Here is a 15992-nt window from a genome sequence, read left to right as displayed (position 1 = left end):
ATTAATAAATCTCTCTATTGAAATCTAACTCATATACTGACTATCTTATTAAATTAGATAATTAAAACATATTATCTATTGATCTTTTTAAGAAAAAAGTTAATTTCTATTATGTAAAAAAGTATCGCCTTTATATAAATCAGATTTAAAATACTAAAGGAGATCTTCATGATAGATAAAATTTTGTCCTCCTCTGAAGTAAAATCCCTGCCGTGGAGAAACAATGATGCTCCACTATTAGTTGTTCTTGGGCAGTCAAATAGTTACGGTCACGCCACTCAATTGGCACCAGATGAAGCAATTACTCAGGGTTTAAATAATGTATTTACCCTGTCCCTGCCTGAAGTTTACAGCGTCAATTTTTCAACTATTAACTGGACAGGCCTGACGAGTTTTGGCCATGCCAATATTGGTGCTCCGTGTGGTTTACAGCGGGGTAATCAGGATCATCCGGTTAATATCGCCAATCGTTTTGCCCGCTATTGGCAAAATCATATTAACACCGGTAATACTCTTCATTTACCTGATCTTTATGTCATTCTTATGGGGTACGGTGGGCAAGGAATGTATTTACCCGATACTCCTGATAACCGTTGGGCGCCAGAGCGGGACCCTGATGATGTAGAATCCCTCTACCCCCGTGCAGTCAGAACATTAAGGATGGCAGTGAATTCCCTGCGCAAAATGGGTAAAAAACCCCGCATACTGGCCGTTCACTGGAATCAGTGGGAAGCAGAAACTGAAAGTTTAGCCGCAGCAAAAGCCGCAGAAATGAACTTTACCCGTATCGTTACCGGCCTTAGTGATGCCATAGGATCCCGCAATATACCGTGGAGATTTTATTACCCGCTTTCAGTCTGGTTTGATCCCCTTAATACCAGCTATGTTTCCGAAGCAATAAATAGTGTGATTGCGGCTAATCCTGAGTACCGAACACTCGTCGATGCCAGAAAGGCACCAAACTATAACGGGATCTCCACCCAATTTGGAGTATTTACTCCCGATGATATGCATTACAACGCAGAGACCCAAAAATGGTTTGCCCGACAGGAATGGGCTCAGATTCTGGCTGGTTATAAAGGTGTTGAGTTGTAGAATGTATTTATACTTTTCGTCTTTCAGATTGCCTTTTTGTTGGACATAGGTGGTGTAAAAATACCACCTATATTTCCACACCAAACCGCTGTTTAAGTGCCCGCATTCCTGTCTCTGTCAACGTCAGTTCCCGACTATCCAATTGCCGGATAGCCCATTTTTTCTGCAAAAAAATATTCAGGAGCGATGAACCCAGAAAACCACCAAGGTGGAAATATCGCTCACTCCAGTCAAGACAGGAGCAGGCAAATTTTCGTCCGGAAATTGTTTTCTCATCCAAGCTCAGGCCAAGAGAAAAGAAAAATTCTTTCCCCTGTGGCGTTAAGTGGTAATCATCCGTTATCCAAAAGCGGGACAACAGACTGTTATGAATTTTTACGGCGATTTCTCCGGCCATATGGTCATAGCAAGTTCGGAAGGAACGCAATGATTTTGGTGTAGACGTTTTCACAACCCCGAAACTTTCGCTATTCACAAAACACATCATGCTTTCCAGCAATACTGCGACTTCTTTACTATAAATTTTAAAATAACGGTACCGCCCCTGCTTAATACAGCTCACCAGATTTTGTTCTACTAACCGGCTTAAATGCGCACTGGCTGTCGAAGGTGCTATATCAGCAGCAGTGCTTAATTCAGTCGCTGTGTAAGCACGCCCGTCCATCATCAGAAATAGCATACAGATACGGGCACGATCCGCTAATAATGCAGAAACTACAGTGACTTTTTTCTCCAGAGTTAATTCACACATATCTATCCCATACCTGATACAGCCAGTAAAGAGGCTACTTGAAAAACGAAGAGTATATTTCGCTACCCAACGAAGTAACCGTCAAAACGGCAATATATGATTGCGTTTTCTATTCTTCAAGGAAACGATAATGTTAGCAGTTATATTTGAAGTCGAAATCGCAGAAAACCAGAGTGAACGTTACTTTGACGCCGCAACCATGCTAAGACCACTTCTGGATACTATTCCGGGCTTTATTTCGGTCGAACGCTTTCAAAGTCTGTCTCAAAATAATAAATATCTTTCATTATCCTATTGGCGGGATGAGGAATCTGTTAAACAGTGGCGGAATACCTGCCAACACCGGGAAGCACAAATATTAGGACGCAATGGGGTATTTGCAGATTATAAATTGAGAGTCTCAGCCATTATTCGTGATTATGGCATGTATGAACGGGAAGAAGTGCCAAAGGAAGATTAAACCCTGAGCTATCGGGAGATCGGTTGCCAGCATCTCCCGATATACTCGCCACCTTTTAAGCCATAAATTGTATTAGGCACAGCTAATACGCAGCAAATGAGCATCCCATTAATCGGCCGAAGAACATCCAGTACCAGTATCCTATTGCAAATCCTGCAATCAACATATAGCTGATCGATTTGAATTTACACACTGAAAAAGTTTTTACTCCTTTTACGACAAATATCAGCAGAAAAGGCAGCAAAAAAAACAGACATAAAGGTGCAGTCAATACCCTGTCATCATTAATAACAAAAGAGCCGACCACATCACAAACGGTATTTATTCCTTCCTCTCCGATTGTCCATTCATAATCAACAGTTGACAAGCAACCTATCAATGTCGTACTGAACAAAATAAAAGTAATACAGGCGAGTATATTTAGAGTTTTCATGCACATTTGTTTTTCTTATCTGTTTATAAGGCATAAGACGAGATTTAATCCTTTCCTAAGCTCACTAACTTAAATCTGAAACGTTTATATCAAAAAACTTAATACGTGATTCTTCTTACCTATCAAAGATAAGATCTCGATCACAAGATAAAATAATATAATAAGAAAAATAGAAGGGATTTACTGAATGCAAAAGAACTCAATACATATTAAGAGGTATAAGCGATTAAAACAATTAATAACAAAGCGTTATTAAGGAGCCAAAGAGGAAGTAAAAGGCTCTTATCGCAAACAGATAAGAGCCGGAAATCACAGAATTAAATTAGATTGTATTATCTATACATCTCAAACAAAGACATTCCTTTTAAATCAGTAAATGCTTTGAAAGAAGCCTGCAAAGAAGCCTGTTGCTGATAATAGTTGGAAATCGTGGAAGTCCAGTCCACATCAACTAACTCCCCTGAGCGAACTTTGTTGGCAATACTGCGTTCACTACCCAGAGAATCCAACTGTTCCAGTTCCTGAAGCTGTAAACCCAGTACTGCTTCAACAGAAGATAGGTTATTCAGGCTATTACGAATACCACGGTTAGCTTTGTTGATAAGCTCCGCCGCTTGGTTTTTCTTTTCTTCAGTCGCTGAACTGTATGGTTCTTTTAAGGCTTTGATAGCCATATCGATAGTGGCAAAAATATCAGACTCACTATCAGTTATTCCATCAGGTTCTTTAATCGGATTAGGGGGCGAGGATAAAAAAACCTGTTTTCCGGTATGAGCAATCACCATTGAGCGGTTATCATCCACCTTCTGGGTGATTTTTTCAGACCCACCAACATAAGTGACTTTGCCATCTTTATCCGCCGAAAAAGGCGGCACATCTGTTTTATAGCCAGCAAAAATATAACGGCCATTGCCATCGGTTTTATTAGCAAGGTTTAACAGTTCCTCTTTAAAACCCTGCAATTGCTGTGCATAGGATGAACGATCCTGATCACTTTGTTCATCTGCTGCTGCCACTAAAGTCTCAAACACATTCGTTGTTACCTTAACGGCATTCGCTGTAATGCTCAGCTGGGATGACATTGCATTTTTGGCAAAAATACGCGCAGTGGCAAACTGCTGGTTTTTCGATTCAGACTGAGAAACCATAATGTTCTGCGATGCCGCCAGAGGATCATCAGATGGGTTAATAACCCGGCGTCCGCTGGACAGTTGCTCACCATATTTCATCCATTTGGACTGAGCACCAAAAATTCCATCCATTTTCTGGCCGTATAATTGATTCGTACTTACACGCACAGTATTACTCCTTATTATTCCTTTTATCAGCGAATGCCTAAAATAGCATCGAACAACGTCGTCGCCGTCTGGATCACACGGGCGTTTGCCAGATAATACTGCTGCATACGCTGCAATTCGCCGTACTCTTCATCCATATTAACGCCGGAAATTGATTCACGGGTTTCTTTCAATTTATCAACGATATGGCCCTGTGTTTCAACGCTGATTTGTGCGCTGTTGGCTTTACTACCGACAGTACTAACCAATGAGGCATAAGCGCCGGAAAAAGAAGCCTTGCCATCCACCAGACGCTTATCCTGTAATTCAAGGAATTTCTTCGCGTTGCGGTTATCACTTGGGCCGGCACCTTTCTCGCTGGCGGTTGCCAGTTGGGAGGAATCCTTGAGATTTACTTCCAGTGTTGCGATAACATTGCCGACAGTTTTCAGGGTATATTTATCGTGTTCCTGTGCATCAGTCGCTGTGATTTCGACTTTCAGTCCATCGAATTCCAGCGTATTGCCATTTTTGGTGACAGCAACCATTTCACGATCAGAAACACGCTGAACTTTCCAGTCTCCACCTTCATATTTGAGGGTGTAATCGCTGGCTTTGACTTTCGTGGAATCCGCATATTCCACCTTAATCTCAGCCGTGCCTTTGTTATCGCTGCTGGAAATAATTTCCGACGATGTGAAATTGAAGAAATTAACCCCTTCCTTGCCTTCCAGATCAAAACCACCGTGTTGTACTTTATTAAACTGATCCGCCATCACCAGTGCCAGTTGGTTCAGTTCATTACGGGTCGAGTCAACTACTTCGCTGCGAACACGCAATGCTCCACCCAACGCGCCACCAGAAATGAAACGCTCATCAATTTCTCTCGTACCTACTGTGCCGTTGTTATAACCCAGTGTAATACGGCCGCTGTCAGCACTGGATGGAATGGCTTCCATACGGTAGGATTTACTGCCTGATACCAGTGACATACCACCACCGAATGAGACGTTATAAACGCCACCATCCTGCTGAGTAACATTCACTTCCACCAACTGGTTTAATTTATTGACTGCCAGATCACGTTTATCCAGCAATGCCAGCGGTTCACCCGTGCCAGTACCACGCATACGGATGATTTCGTTATTCAGCTTGGCAATTTCTTCTGCATATTTGTTGATTTCTTTGACATTCTGCTCAATCTGCGAATTGATGCCACTATCAAGCTGGCGCAGAAATTCATCAGCTTCTTTAAAACGACTGACCAAGCCTTCCGCTTTGCCTAAAACCGTGGTTCTTGCCGCACTGTCTTCTGCATTGCTCTCAACAGTACCGATGCTTTTGAAAAAATCTTCGAAAGAATTGGAAAGGCTGGTGTCTTTATCGGCCAACAGATTGTTGATCTTAGTTATCTGTTCGTTATATGACTTTAACGCAGAGTGTTTAGTCTGAGCTGAATTGAACTGCTGGTTAATAAATTCGCTGTATTCACGGTTAATAGTCGTAACCGTTGTTCCGTTACCTATAAAACCCACCGGGGACATAGTTCCATTATTTTGCGTCATGACGGTGTTCTGTCGGTTATAGCCCTCACTTTTGGAGTTGGCAATATTATTACTTACTACACCCATTGCCACCTGAGCGGCATTAATACCGCTCATCGCAGTATTCATAAGACTGTTGGACATGTGTAGATCCTTTTACGTTTTCGCTCTGCCTCTATTCAGAGAGACATGACTGCTATCGTTATCGGTATAAATTCTCTGTAAAAGTTATCGGCAGAAGAACCTGAACCTTGAACAAAAATGATTTGGGCGGTGACTCAGAACAAATCATCAAAATCGTAGGTGTAGGCTTTTACCATCTGAGTGCCGTTACTCTTTAATTGCTGGATCAGTGAGACCAGTTTCTGCGCATAACCGGGGTCTGTGGCATAGCCTGCTTCCTGCAAAGAATGAGCCCCCTGCTCGGCGGTCACTGACTGTGCGACTTTGGCGTAGCGGGGGTTTTCCGTCAGCAGCCTGACGTAATCCGTGACGGCTTCCAGATAAGAATCATAGACCCGGAAACTGTCACGCATTTTTTGCGGCTCACCATTCACATACTCGGTTGTCATGATATTGGTGACCGCGCCCTTCCAGTTTTTACCCGCCTTGATACCAAACAGGTTATGGCTCGGTTTACCTTCTTCAGTCAGTATTTCCCGCTGACCCCAGCCAGATTCCAGCGCCGCCTGTGCAATAATCAACAAATGAGGAATGCCACTTTGCTGACTGGCTATCTGTGCCGGTATGGAAAGCATGGAAACAAAACTGGAACTGTTTATTGGCAGAGATTTTGACTGTGTGCCCCCTGAAGAGGATTTATCAGACAGGCTTTTTTCGGGCATCGCCCGGCGTAGAAACTGCTCCAGCGCTTGTGTCGGCAGCGTATGCAGGATGTCATTGCCCAGCGGCATCGGCACGGTTCCGGCCAGTTCACTGGGAGCACTGTTCGCACCGGAAACTTGTTTGACGATCATATCGGCAAATCCCAGCCCCTTTTGGGAAAGATCCTGCGCAATCTGTTGATCGTACATCGAAGTATAAAAACGCGTCTGGTCACTGCTTAACATGCCGTCCTGCGGCAACGAGGAACGCATACTTTTCAGCATCATCTGAACAAATACACCTTCCAGTTGTTGGGCTACCTGCCGTAGCCCCTGTTGTGGTTCCTGTGATAATTTGGCTTTCAGTGAATGAAGTGAATTCACATCATAAGCCGCAGTCGGCATCGACAGAAAATCATTCATCAGATAATCTCCAGCTTCGCCCGTAAGCAGCCTGCACTTTCCATCGCCTGTAGAATCGACATTAAGTCTGTCGGTGTTGCACCCAATGCGTTCAGTGCACGGATAACCTGAGTCAGATTCGCACTGGAGTTGACTTTCTGTAGCACACCGCCCTGTTCCTGAATACCAACACCGGTATTACGGGTTACGACAGTATTACCACCCGCCAACGGAGTATCCGGCTGGCTGACTGCGGTCTGACGTTCAACAATCACAGACAGGCTGCCATGCGCAATCGCACAGCTATCCAGTGTGACATTGCGGTTCATCACCAGCGATCCGGTACGGGAGTTGAAAATCACTTTGGCATCACCGGCATCAACGCGAATATTCAGATTCTGCACCTGTGACAGAAATTTCACCTGCTCACTGTTTTCTATTGGCAGACGCAGCTGTACTGTGCGGGAATCCAGTGCTGTTGCCGTACCCACGCCTTGCAGGCGGTTGACTGCATCACTGATTTGCTGCGCCAGACTGAAATCATCCTCATTCAGTTGCAGATTCAGAGTCCCTTTCTGTCCGAACCGCGTCGGCAATTCCCGCTCAATGACTGCACCATTAGAAATGCGCCCACCTGCCAGCTGGTTGATTTTTACGCTGTTACCGCCAGCACTGACACCAGCACCACCAACCAGAATATTACCCTGAGCCAGTGCGTATACCTGATTATCCACACCTTTCAGCGGCGTCATCAGCAATGTACCGCCGCGCAGACTTTTGGCATTACCCAGTGAAGAAACCACTACATCAATATTTTGCCCTGAACGTGCAAAAGGTGGCAGCTTGGCTGTCACCATCACAGCAGCCACGTTTTTAAGCTGCATATTCGTGCCGGGGGGCACAGTAATACCCAACTGTGACAACATATTATTCAGGCTTTGCGTGGTGAAAGGGGTCTGCATGGTCTGGTCACCCGTTCCATCCAGCCCGACCACTAAACCATAACCAATCAGTGCGTTATCCCTGATACCTTCAATCGTCGTCAAATCACGAATGCGTTCAGCAAAAGCGCTGGTCGGTGCGAACGTATTGAACAGTACCAGCACCAACGTAAAAAGGCTGGCGACTAATTTTTTCATCCTGACCATCCTCTTTTAAAACGGTGAGATATTCATAAAGAAACGTTGTAACCAGCCCATATGCTGCGCTTCATTAATATAACCATCGCCAACATACTCAATGCGGGCATCCGCAACCTGATTGGAGCTGACTGTATTACTGCCGCTGATAGTGCGCGGATTCACAACGCCGGAGAAGCGGATAAATTCCGTTCCCTGATTGATGGCAATTTGTTTTTCGCCGATAACATGCAGGTTACCGTTTGCCAGCAAGTGATCCACAGTCACAGTAATGGTGCCCCGGAAAGTATTGTTGGCATTCGCTCCACCTTTGCCACCAAACTCACTGTTACCTTCCATCTCAATATCGGTTTTACCTCCACCAATCACGCCCTCTAAGAAACGAGGTGTCACAGCAGCAAGGAAACCCGTTTTACCGCTACGACTGGCATTGGCGGAAGAGTTTTTGCTCGCACTGACATTTTCTTGCAGGATAATAGTTAGCGTATCACCGATATTGCGTGGACGACGGTCTTCAAACAATGGCTGATAACCATAGTAAACTGGCTGGACGGTCTGAAAAACAGAACCATTCGGCGCTGGCGCAGGTGCTTCGGTTGGCTTGGCAGTTGTCACCCCTTTCACCAGTGGTTTGTGCGGCATATAAGCACATCCCCCTAATGTCAGTACTGACAATGCGAGTACCGCCGCAGTTCTGCTGATACGCCGCTTATTTCCCCGGTTTTTCCGTAAACCGGCACAGCTATCAGCCACAGGATTTTCAGTATGGCTTTCAGCAACGGGCATTGTATCCATCTTCGATGCTCTTATGTTTATCGCAGTAATCATGAAGGGTTTATACCCTCTGGGTATAAATCCCTACTGATTAATGATTAGATTATAACTGGGTAAGTTTTTGCAGCATCTGATCAGATGTTGATACTGCCTTACTGTTAATTTCGTAGGCTCGCTGAACCTGAATCATATTGACCAGCTCTTCCGCCACGTTGACGTTAGAGGTTTCAACATAACCCTGATACAACAATCCGGCACCATTGATGCCCGGCGCGTTTTCGACCGGAATACCGGAACTGTTGGTTTCCAGATACAGGTTCTCACCAATACTTTCCAGACCACTTTCGTTAATGAAAGTCGTCAGTGTCAGTTGCCCGATCTGCTGTGGTGCGTTCTGCCCCTGTACGTTGACGCTGACAATACCATCACGGGCAATGCTCATTTTGGTGGCATTGTCCGGAATAATGATGGCAGGCATGACCTGAAAGCCACCCGCTGTCACCAGCTGACCATTCTGATCCACCTGAAATGAACCATCGCGGGTATAGCCGGTTGTGCCATCAGGCATCTGGATCTGGAAGAAACCCTGTCCTTTGACTGCCACGTCCTTGCTGTTGTTGGTCTGAGCCAGATTACCCTGACTATGCAGTCGTTCAGTTGCTACCGGACGAACCCCAGTACCAATCTGCAAACCGGATGGCAGGTTAGTCTGTTCAGACGACATCGCACCGGGCTGACGTTCAGTTTGATAAAGCAAATCTTCAAACACCGCGCGCTGACGTTTAAAACCATTCGTGCTGACGTTTGCCAGGTTGTTGGCAATAACGTCCATATTTGTTTGCTGAGCATCCAGCCCAGTCTTGGCAACCCATAAAGAACGGATCATGAATTTATCCTCTGTTTCCGGCTTAGCTCATTGCGAGAATTTGATTCGCTCGCTGAGCGTTTTCATCGGAACTGTGTATGACTTTCATCTGCATCTCAAAACGACGCGCGTTAGCGATCATATTCACCATGCTTTCTACTGGATTCACATTGCTGCCCTCCAGTACACCCGGCATGATTTTTACTTCGGTGCTCGCTGCCAGTTCGTCGCCCTGCTGTTCCCGCGCCTGTGGCGTTAAATGGAATAATCCATCATCACCGCGCACGACCTGCCCCGCTTCCGGTTTGACAATTTTCAGTTTGCCAATCTGCCCCAGCAAAGTCGGAGGATCGCTGGCAATCAGGGCAGAGATAGCACCATCTCCGGCAAGAGTCAGTTCAGCCTGTGGCGGAACATCAATCGGCCCGTTCTCACCCATCAACATGCGTCCCTGTACTGTCAGTTGCCCTTCCGGTGAAATCTGGATGTTACCGTTACGGGTATAGGCTTCTGTCCCGTCTTCAAGCTGAACAGCCAGATAACCGCCTTGTCCGACAGCAACGTCCAACTGGCGGGCGGTATAATTCATCGGCCCCTGACGGCTATCCATGCCGGGAGTCGAAGCCACAACCAAAGTACGGGTCGGCAGGGTTTCACCTTCAATGGGGACAGCACGCAGCGCAGCAAGCTGGGCTTTAAAGCCCGGCGTCGAAGCGTTAGCCAGATTGTTGGCAGTGACAGCCTGATGTTCCAGTGTCTGGCGCGCGGCTCCCATAGCGGTGTATATAACGTGATCCATAAAGCGATCTCCAAAAAAGCTATACGCCTGAGATTATTAACGCATGCTGACCAGAGTTTGCAGGATTTGATCCTGAGTCTTGATGGTCTGGGCGTTGGATTGATAGTTACGCTGAGCGACGATCATATTGACCAGTTCCTGACTCATATCGACGTTTGAGGCTTCCAGCGCACCGCTGATCAGCTTACCGAAGTTACCGGAACCCGCTGTACCCACAACCGGGCTGCCGGATGCGCCAGTTTCCACCCAAACGTTATCACCTTGTGATGCCAGACCTTCCGGGTTAGAGAAGTTAGCCAGAACAACCTGTCCCAGAACCTGAGTCTGCTGGTTAGAATAAATACCGTAAATTTTGCCGTCAGCATCTACACGATAATTAGTGAAGTGACCCGCTTCATAGCCGTCTTGTTGCAGGTTGGAAACCGAATCCTGCTGAATGCTCTGCTGTTTACTGCCGTTAAAATCGATATTGATCGCCGCAGGATTAGAGCCATTCAGTGCTGGCATATTAAATGCAAATGCGTTGTCATTGCCTTTAATACGACCATTATTGTCAAATTCTACATTACCCAGTTTCTGGGCCGCAGAACCTGCTACAGAAGTATCCTGTGCATGAATTTCCCATTTGTTATCTTCGGTCTTGACGAAGAAAATATTCACGTTATGTTCATTACCCAGACTATCGTATACGGACATACCCGTGCTGTAGTTAAAACTGTCTTTTTTGGCAGGGTCAAACGGGTTCGCAGCTGCGTCGATAGCTTTATTCATCGAATTCAGGTTAGTTGTCATCGTAACCTTTGTAGTCGCTTTCGCATCCAGCATATCTGTTGCGATAGCGATTGGTCCCGGTGCTGCACCACGTTGAATTTCAGGCCCGTTTGGTCCCTGTACTGCCGGGTAACCCGTCAGCTTCATACCCTGCATGTTGATCAGAGTACGGTCTGAGTCCATTTTGAACTGACCGTTACGGGAATAAAAAATGTTACCGTTTTCATCCAGCATGCGGAAAAAACCGCCCTGCGTGATGGCCATATCTAATTGACGGTTAGTCGTAGTGGTTGAACCATCTTTAAAGTTCTGAACCATGCCAGAAACTTTAACGCCCAAACCTACTTCTGAACCACTAAATACATCGGCAAACGCCGCTGAACTCGATTTAAAACCGAATGTTGCTGAGTTCGCAATATTGTTACCGATTACGTCCAGGTTACTTGCTGCGGCATTTAAGCCACTGACTGCCTGTGAAAAAGCCATATGTCCTCCGTTTTGTTAAAGAATCTGACGAACTTTATCCATGGTTACCGAACCCGCCAGCCCTAAATCTAATTTAGTGCCGTCCTCACCCCGCGTGACGCCATTTACTACGGCATATGTCAGCGGAAGTGTCACTAACGCTTGATCCTGATAGCTTGCAGAAACAGTAAAACTGTATGCTCCGTCTGCAACTTCCTTGCTATCCGCGTTTTTTCCATCCCATACGAAGCTATGGACACCAGTATTTAACTTACCGATATCCAGTTCCCGCACTACCGCACCATTCTTATCTTTGATGGTTACTTTTACATTATCGGCAGGTCGGCTCAGTTCAAAGCCAAACGGCGTTGTACTGAGCCCTTTCTCCTCATTGGAACCGACTAAAATTTTATCACCGGGAGTCATAACACCCCGACCAATCAATTGGGTCGTCTGCATGGCCTGATTGCCTTCCATCTGGCTGACAACAGCGCCCAGCGATTTATTCAGTTTCTCAATCCCTTCCACTGTACTGATCTGCGCAAGCTGCGTAGTCAGTTCATTGTTTTGCATGGGATTGGTTGGATCCTGATTCTTAAGTTGCGCAACCAGCAGATTCAGAAAGTTATCTTTAATATCATTGCTGTCTTGCTTTTTTTTGGGGCTACTGGCTAATTCACCAATTGTTGAATTATCCAGAGAGTCATTGATTGAAGCAGTAACTGCCATAATGGAATTCCTGTTACTGACCCAGAGTCAGGGTTTTCAGCATGATGGACTTGGTGGTATTGAGCACTTCAATATTGGCCTGATAGCTGCGGGAAGCAGAGATGGTATTGACCATTTCTCCGACGACATCCACATTCGGCATACGTACATAGCCTTTTTCATCCGCCAGTGGGTTACCCGGCTGGTATTCAAGGCGGAAAGGAGTTGGATCATCCACCACTTCGCTGACACGTACACCACCAACTTCCTGCCCTGCCGGAGCAGCGACACGGAATACAACCTGCTTGGCGCGATAAGGCTCGCCATCCGGCCCGACGATACTATCGGCATTCGCCATATTGCTGGCACTGACATTCAGTCGCTGGGACTGAGCAGAAAGCGCGGAGCCGGCAATATCAAAAATACTGAGTAGAGACATTCCCATTATCCTTGTGACTGTAGAACTGACATCATGCTTTTGATTTGAGCATTCGTCATCGTAAGTTCAGCCTGATATTTCAGACTGTTATCTGCAAAATTGCTGCGTTCCATATCCATGTCAACGGTATTTCCATCCATAGCTGTCTGATGAGGAACCCGATACAACAGATCCATCTCCAGACGTTGCTGGGGCTGAATGGGAATATGTCGATTGGAAGTCAGAGTCAGCCCAATTCCATTCCCAGTAACCCGCCCGTGATCCATCACTTTTTTTAACTGAGCGGCAAAATCGATATCGCGTGCCTGATAGCCGGGGGTATCCGCATTGGCAATGTTTGCAGACAGAATTTCCTGCCGCTGGTTGCGGAGTACCAGAGCTTCCTGTCGAAAATGAAAGGCGGCGTCTAATTTATCGAGCATATTCCTCCCTCGCCTGTTTTTTAAGCCAGATTTATAGCCTTTCTTGTAGGGCTAATTCCGTAGAACCAAGCCCTGTAACGCATTAAGAGCGATAACAGCATAAACGCAGAAGAAAAAGCCGATTCGAAGAATAGACACAAATTGATTTGCTATTTATCCCATTAACTAATAATCAAGCGCGTTACACTATTAATTAGTCAGATAGAGTTAATGAAATGAAGAACGGCAACAGGTACTGATTATTTTTTGCAATCATGGTCTACCCTATTAGGGTTGGGTATTAGGTCTGTCAGGTAAGGAAAATTAAGGTGATAAAATGTCTGTATTAAAATTTATCGGACCCGTTACCTTTTTCCTTAATTTGTTTTTAGGCTGCTCTCTGGCATGGGGAAGTGATTTACCCCGCTCAATAAATGATTATTTCAGGCAAATTCACCACGGTACGAACTACAAAGTTTCCGTTGAAATCAAAACACCGGAACAACAATGGCCGACGTGTGAATCGCCTGACATACATCCCCCTATGAGCAATAAAAACTGGGGCAATATTTCACTGCCTGTTAACTGTGGTCAACAGCGTCGTTTTATGCAGATTTACGTCAGTGTTACCGGCCCGTATCTGGTCTCAAACCGGGCCATTCAGCGCAACGCAGTACTGACAGAAAAAGATTTTCAGAGCAAGACGGGTCATTTGGACAAACTACCGAATAACATCATTCATAATAAAAAGGCCGTAAAAAATGGAATTGCCATCCGCAATATCCCCGCCGGACAACTCATCACAAGCAATATGATCCGGCGTCCGTGGGTGATTAAAGCCGGACAAAATGTCATCGTCATCGTAGATGGGCAAAATTTCCGGGTACGTTATGAAGGAAAAGCGATTAACAATGCTGCCAGTTTTGATAATATCCGTATCCGTTTGGTTTCCGGGCAGGTTATTACCGGAGAAGCTCAGGAAAATGGCAGTGTAAAAATGATGTTATAAGTGTCTAAAGTTTTATTGCTTTCAGCCGATATAACCATCAGACCATGATTTACAGGCATGCCAGCGGTATATCGCCTGCTACCTAAGACAAATAAATAATGCCTGAATAAAGGATTACGATTATGAGTATTGAACGCACTCAACCTCTACTGGCTATTGCGGCTTTACAGCAACGCAATTCCAACGAAGGTGTCCATAGCACTCGCAGGACCGTGGCTGTTGCAGAAAAAAGCGCCGATACGCAGGTTAAACTGAGCGAGGCACAGAAAAAACTGGTTCAGCCAAGTAGTCAAGACATTAATATCCAGAAAGTACAACAGCTGAAAGAAGCGATAGCGAAAGGAACTCTGACCATGGATAGCGGCAAAATTGCTGATGCCCTGATCAGAGAAGCTCTTGAAAACTGATAATACCTCTCGTCTTTCAAGTTGTTTCTTTGTTAGCTGCACTCGCTCACCCCGGTCAGCATTTTTATAGATATACGGTTGCCTATGCTCCCGGGGGATTAACGAGAGGCTCAGTCTCTCACCGGAGGCCAGCTTTTGGCTGAGCAAATTCGTTTCCGACGAATTTGTCACTCCCTTGCTGCCACAATGCAACTTGAAATCCATTAGGTATACTTTCAGTGGTTGTTTAAAACAGATAAACCAGCAAAATCATAAAGGCCATAAATGGAAGAACTTCAACTGTTGCTTGAGCAGCAAAGCGCACATTTAAATTCGCTTTCGATAACGATGGCAGAAGAACAACGTATCCTGAGCGAAGGCTTTATTGAAGCGAATCATTTACATCGTGTGACAGAGCAAAAAACATTTTTACTCTCGGCACTTGATCATTCTGAGCGAAAGCGCCAGCAATTAAATGAAACGCTAAAAGTAAGTGCCCCCTATGCCGATCATGAAATACTGGTTGTATTGTGGGATCAAATCAGCCAGACGGTTGAACGTATCCGTGATTTGAATGCCCATAACGGATTTTTGCTGGAACAGCATATTGATCAGAATAGTCAGGCAATTGCTTTTTTAAAGAGTCATCACAGCCCCTCTTTTTATGGCGCTGATGGTCAGGCTCGCCGTAATTCTGCATTATCAGGTCATAAAATCAGCGTTTGATTTTTAAAGCCTTTTAGTTAATGTGTCATGTACAGACCTCTTGGTGTATCAACGGTGATAAGAGGTCTGTTTTTGCTTATTGACATCCCTTCTTACGGATTATCCCCTCGTTAACTTTATTTACCTGTCCCATTTTTTATCGTTATAAATATAGAACAACCTGTAACCTATAGATGATGGCCAGATGATTACACAACTTCTATACACTTCGTCTTTCAAGTTGCCTCTTTGTTAGCTACGCTCACTCACCCCGGTCACATAGTTATCTATGCTCCCGAGGATGAGTTCCCTTGCCGTCGCGATGCATCTTGAAATCCATTGTGTATAGCTCAGATTAAAAATCAAATAACTGGAAAAATGAAAGAGTATAATCACTTATTATCATTATTGTTGTGACAAAGAAAACTCTGAGGTTTTTCTATAAAAAATAACAAAAACACCAATCAGGTACTATACTAAACAGTAGACATTGAATTTATTAAAATCGCTGTGTTATCCATTTCACTTTAAAAAAATTAATGAATTTATTAAAGGTTCTTATGTAGTACCTATTTCAATATCATAGATATAAATTAAGACAGGGGTTTAAAACCCAAATTAATTAAACCTCAGCAACAAACAAGATAAAAATAAAAACATTAGACAAAATAAAAAGTAGTAGATAACTAAATTATAATGCATTAATAAAAATAACATATCTACCACTTTAGAAAAACAAGAGAAT

The 15992-nt window shown here is 44.8% G+C and carries 18 protein-coding genes; 5 read left to right on the top strand and 13 right to left on the bottom strand.

The features are described from left to right. Window positions 1-168 precede the first annotated feature (168 nt). The gene (locus tag AACX68_RS01010) at window positions 169-1095 is read left to right on the top strand and encodes a hypothetical protein (protein ID WP_228860329.1); all 927 of its coding nucleotides are present in this window, start codon (window positions 169-171) and stop codon (window positions 1093-1095) included. Between the two features lie 67 nt (window positions 1096-1162). Here AACX68_RS01010 and AACX68_RS01005 read toward each other — a convergent pair whose 3' ends face one another. After that, window positions 1163-1846, bottom strand: a complete 684-nt coding sequence (locus AACX68_RS01005) for an ArsR family transcriptional regulator (protein ID WP_228860328.1) — start codon at window positions 1844-1846, stop codon at window positions 1163-1165. Window positions 1847-1976: 130 nt separating this feature from the next. Between AACX68_RS01005 and AACX68_RS01000 the strand changes: the two genes are divergently transcribed. After that, a complete protein-coding gene (locus tag AACX68_RS01000; protein ID WP_228860327.1) occupies window positions 1977-2306 on the top strand; it encodes an antibiotic biosynthesis monooxygenase family protein in 330 nt (109 codons plus the stop codon). Between the two features lie 82 nt (window positions 2307-2388). Here the strand turns inward: AACX68_RS01000 and AACX68_RS00995 are convergent, their stop codons facing one another. The 12 genes from AACX68_RS00995 to flgB form a co-directional block, all read right to left on the bottom strand. Beyond that, window positions 2389-2739 carry a DUF2645 family protein gene (locus AACX68_RS00995; protein ID WP_228860326.1) on the bottom strand — a complete coding sequence of 117 codons (351 nt, stop codon included), beginning with the start codon at window positions 2737-2739 and terminating at the stop codon, window positions 2389-2391. A gap of 332 nt (window positions 2740-3071) precedes the next feature. Then, window positions 3072-4037 (bottom strand): flagellar hook-associated protein FlgL, encoded by a 966-nt coding sequence (gene flgL, locus AACX68_RS00990; protein ID WP_228860325.1) that lies wholly within the window; start codon window positions 4035-4037, stop codon window positions 3072-3074. Window positions 4038-4063: 26 nt separating this feature from the next. Then, window positions 4064-5704, bottom strand: a complete 1641-nt coding sequence (gene flgK, locus AACX68_RS00985) for a flagellar hook-associated protein FlgK (RefSeq protein WP_228860324.1) — start codon at window positions 5702-5704, stop codon at window positions 4064-4066. 134 nt (window positions 5705-5838) lie between these two features. Then, window positions 5839-6807 (bottom strand): flagellar assembly peptidoglycan hydrolase FlgJ, encoded by a 969-nt coding sequence (flgJ, locus tag AACX68_RS00980; protein WP_228860323.1) that lies wholly within the window; start codon window positions 6805-6807, stop codon window positions 5839-5841. After that, window positions 6807-7925: a flagellar basal body P-ring protein FlgI gene (locus tag AACX68_RS00975; RefSeq protein WP_099120510.1), complete on the bottom strand. Its 1119-nt coding sequence runs from the start codon at window positions 7923-7925 to the stop codon at window positions 6807-6809. The genes flgJ and AACX68_RS00975 overlap by 1 nt, the downstream gene beginning before the upstream one ends. Window positions 7926-7940: 15 nt before the next feature. Beyond that, the gene (locus AACX68_RS00970; RefSeq protein ID WP_228860322.1) at window positions 7941-8720 is read right to left on the bottom strand and encodes a flagellar basal body L-ring protein FlgH; all 780 of its coding nucleotides are present in this window, start codon (window positions 8718-8720) and stop codon (window positions 7941-7943) included. 82 nt (window positions 8721-8802) lie between these two features. Continuing rightward, window positions 8803-9585 carry a flagellar basal-body rod protein FlgG gene (flgG, locus tag AACX68_RS00965; RefSeq protein WP_099109745.1) on the bottom strand — a complete coding sequence of 261 codons (783 nt, stop codon included), beginning with the start codon at window positions 9583-9585 and terminating at the stop codon, window positions 8803-8805. A gap of 22 nt (window positions 9586-9607) precedes the next feature. Continuing rightward, complete coding sequence (locus tag AACX68_RS00960) at window positions 9608-10363, bottom strand: flagellar basal body rod protein FlgF (RefSeq protein WP_228860321.1); 756 nt, start codon at window positions 10361-10363, stop codon at window positions 9608-9610. A 36-nt stretch (window positions 10364-10399) separates the two neighbouring features. Continuing rightward, entirely contained in the window at window positions 10400-11620 is a 1221-nt protein-coding gene (flgE, locus tag AACX68_RS00955) for a flagellar hook protein FlgE (RefSeq protein WP_228860320.1), read from the bottom strand. A 15-nt stretch (window positions 11621-11635) separates the two neighbouring features. Further along, window positions 11636-12328, bottom strand: a complete 693-nt coding sequence (gene flgD, locus AACX68_RS00950; protein WP_228860319.1) for a flagellar hook assembly protein FlgD — start codon at window positions 12326-12328, stop codon at window positions 11636-11638. 13 nt (window positions 12329-12341) lie between these two features. After that, window positions 12342-12746, bottom strand: coding sequence for a flagellar basal body rod protein FlgC (flgC, locus tag AACX68_RS00945; protein ID WP_099109741.1), 405 nt, complete (start codon window positions 12744-12746; stop codon window positions 12342-12344). A gap of 5 nt (window positions 12747-12751) precedes the next feature. Further along, window positions 12752-13168 carry a flagellar basal body rod protein FlgB gene (gene flgB / locus AACX68_RS00940; protein ID WP_099109740.1) on the bottom strand — a complete coding sequence of 139 codons (417 nt, stop codon included), beginning with the start codon at window positions 13166-13168 and terminating at the stop codon, window positions 12752-12754. Window positions 13169-13484: 316 nt separating this feature from the next. Between flgB and flgA the strand changes: the two genes are divergently transcribed. The 3 genes from flgA (at window position 13485) to AACX68_RS00925 (ending at window position 15268) form a co-directional block, all read left to right on the top strand. Next, a complete protein-coding gene (gene flgA / locus AACX68_RS00935) occupies window positions 13485-14156 on the top strand; it encodes a flagellar basal body P-ring formation chaperone FlgA (protein ID WP_228860318.1) in 672 nt (223 codons plus the stop codon). A gap of 122 nt (window positions 14157-14278) precedes the next feature. After that, window positions 14279-14563: a flagellar biosynthesis anti-sigma factor FlgM gene (gene flgM / locus AACX68_RS00930; RefSeq protein WP_099109738.1), complete on the top strand. Its 285-nt coding sequence runs from the start codon at window positions 14279-14281 to the stop codon at window positions 14561-14563. Between the two features lie 264 nt (window positions 14564-14827). After that, on the top strand, window positions 14828-15268 hold the full coding sequence (locus AACX68_RS00925) for a flagella synthesis protein FlgN (protein ID WP_099109737.1): 441 nt from the start codon (window positions 14828-14830) through the stop codon (window positions 15266-15268). Window positions 15269-15992: the final 724 nt, after the last annotated feature.

The organism is Xenorhabdus sp. PB61.4 (genome assembly GCF_963894935.1).
In the GTDB taxonomy this organism is placed as follows: Bacteria; Pseudomonadota; Gammaproteobacteria; order Enterobacterales; family Enterobacteriaceae; genus Xenorhabdus; species Xenorhabdus stockiae.
Note: the sequence above shows the minus strand (reverse complement) of the source record. Positions and strands in the feature narration are given on the sequence as shown.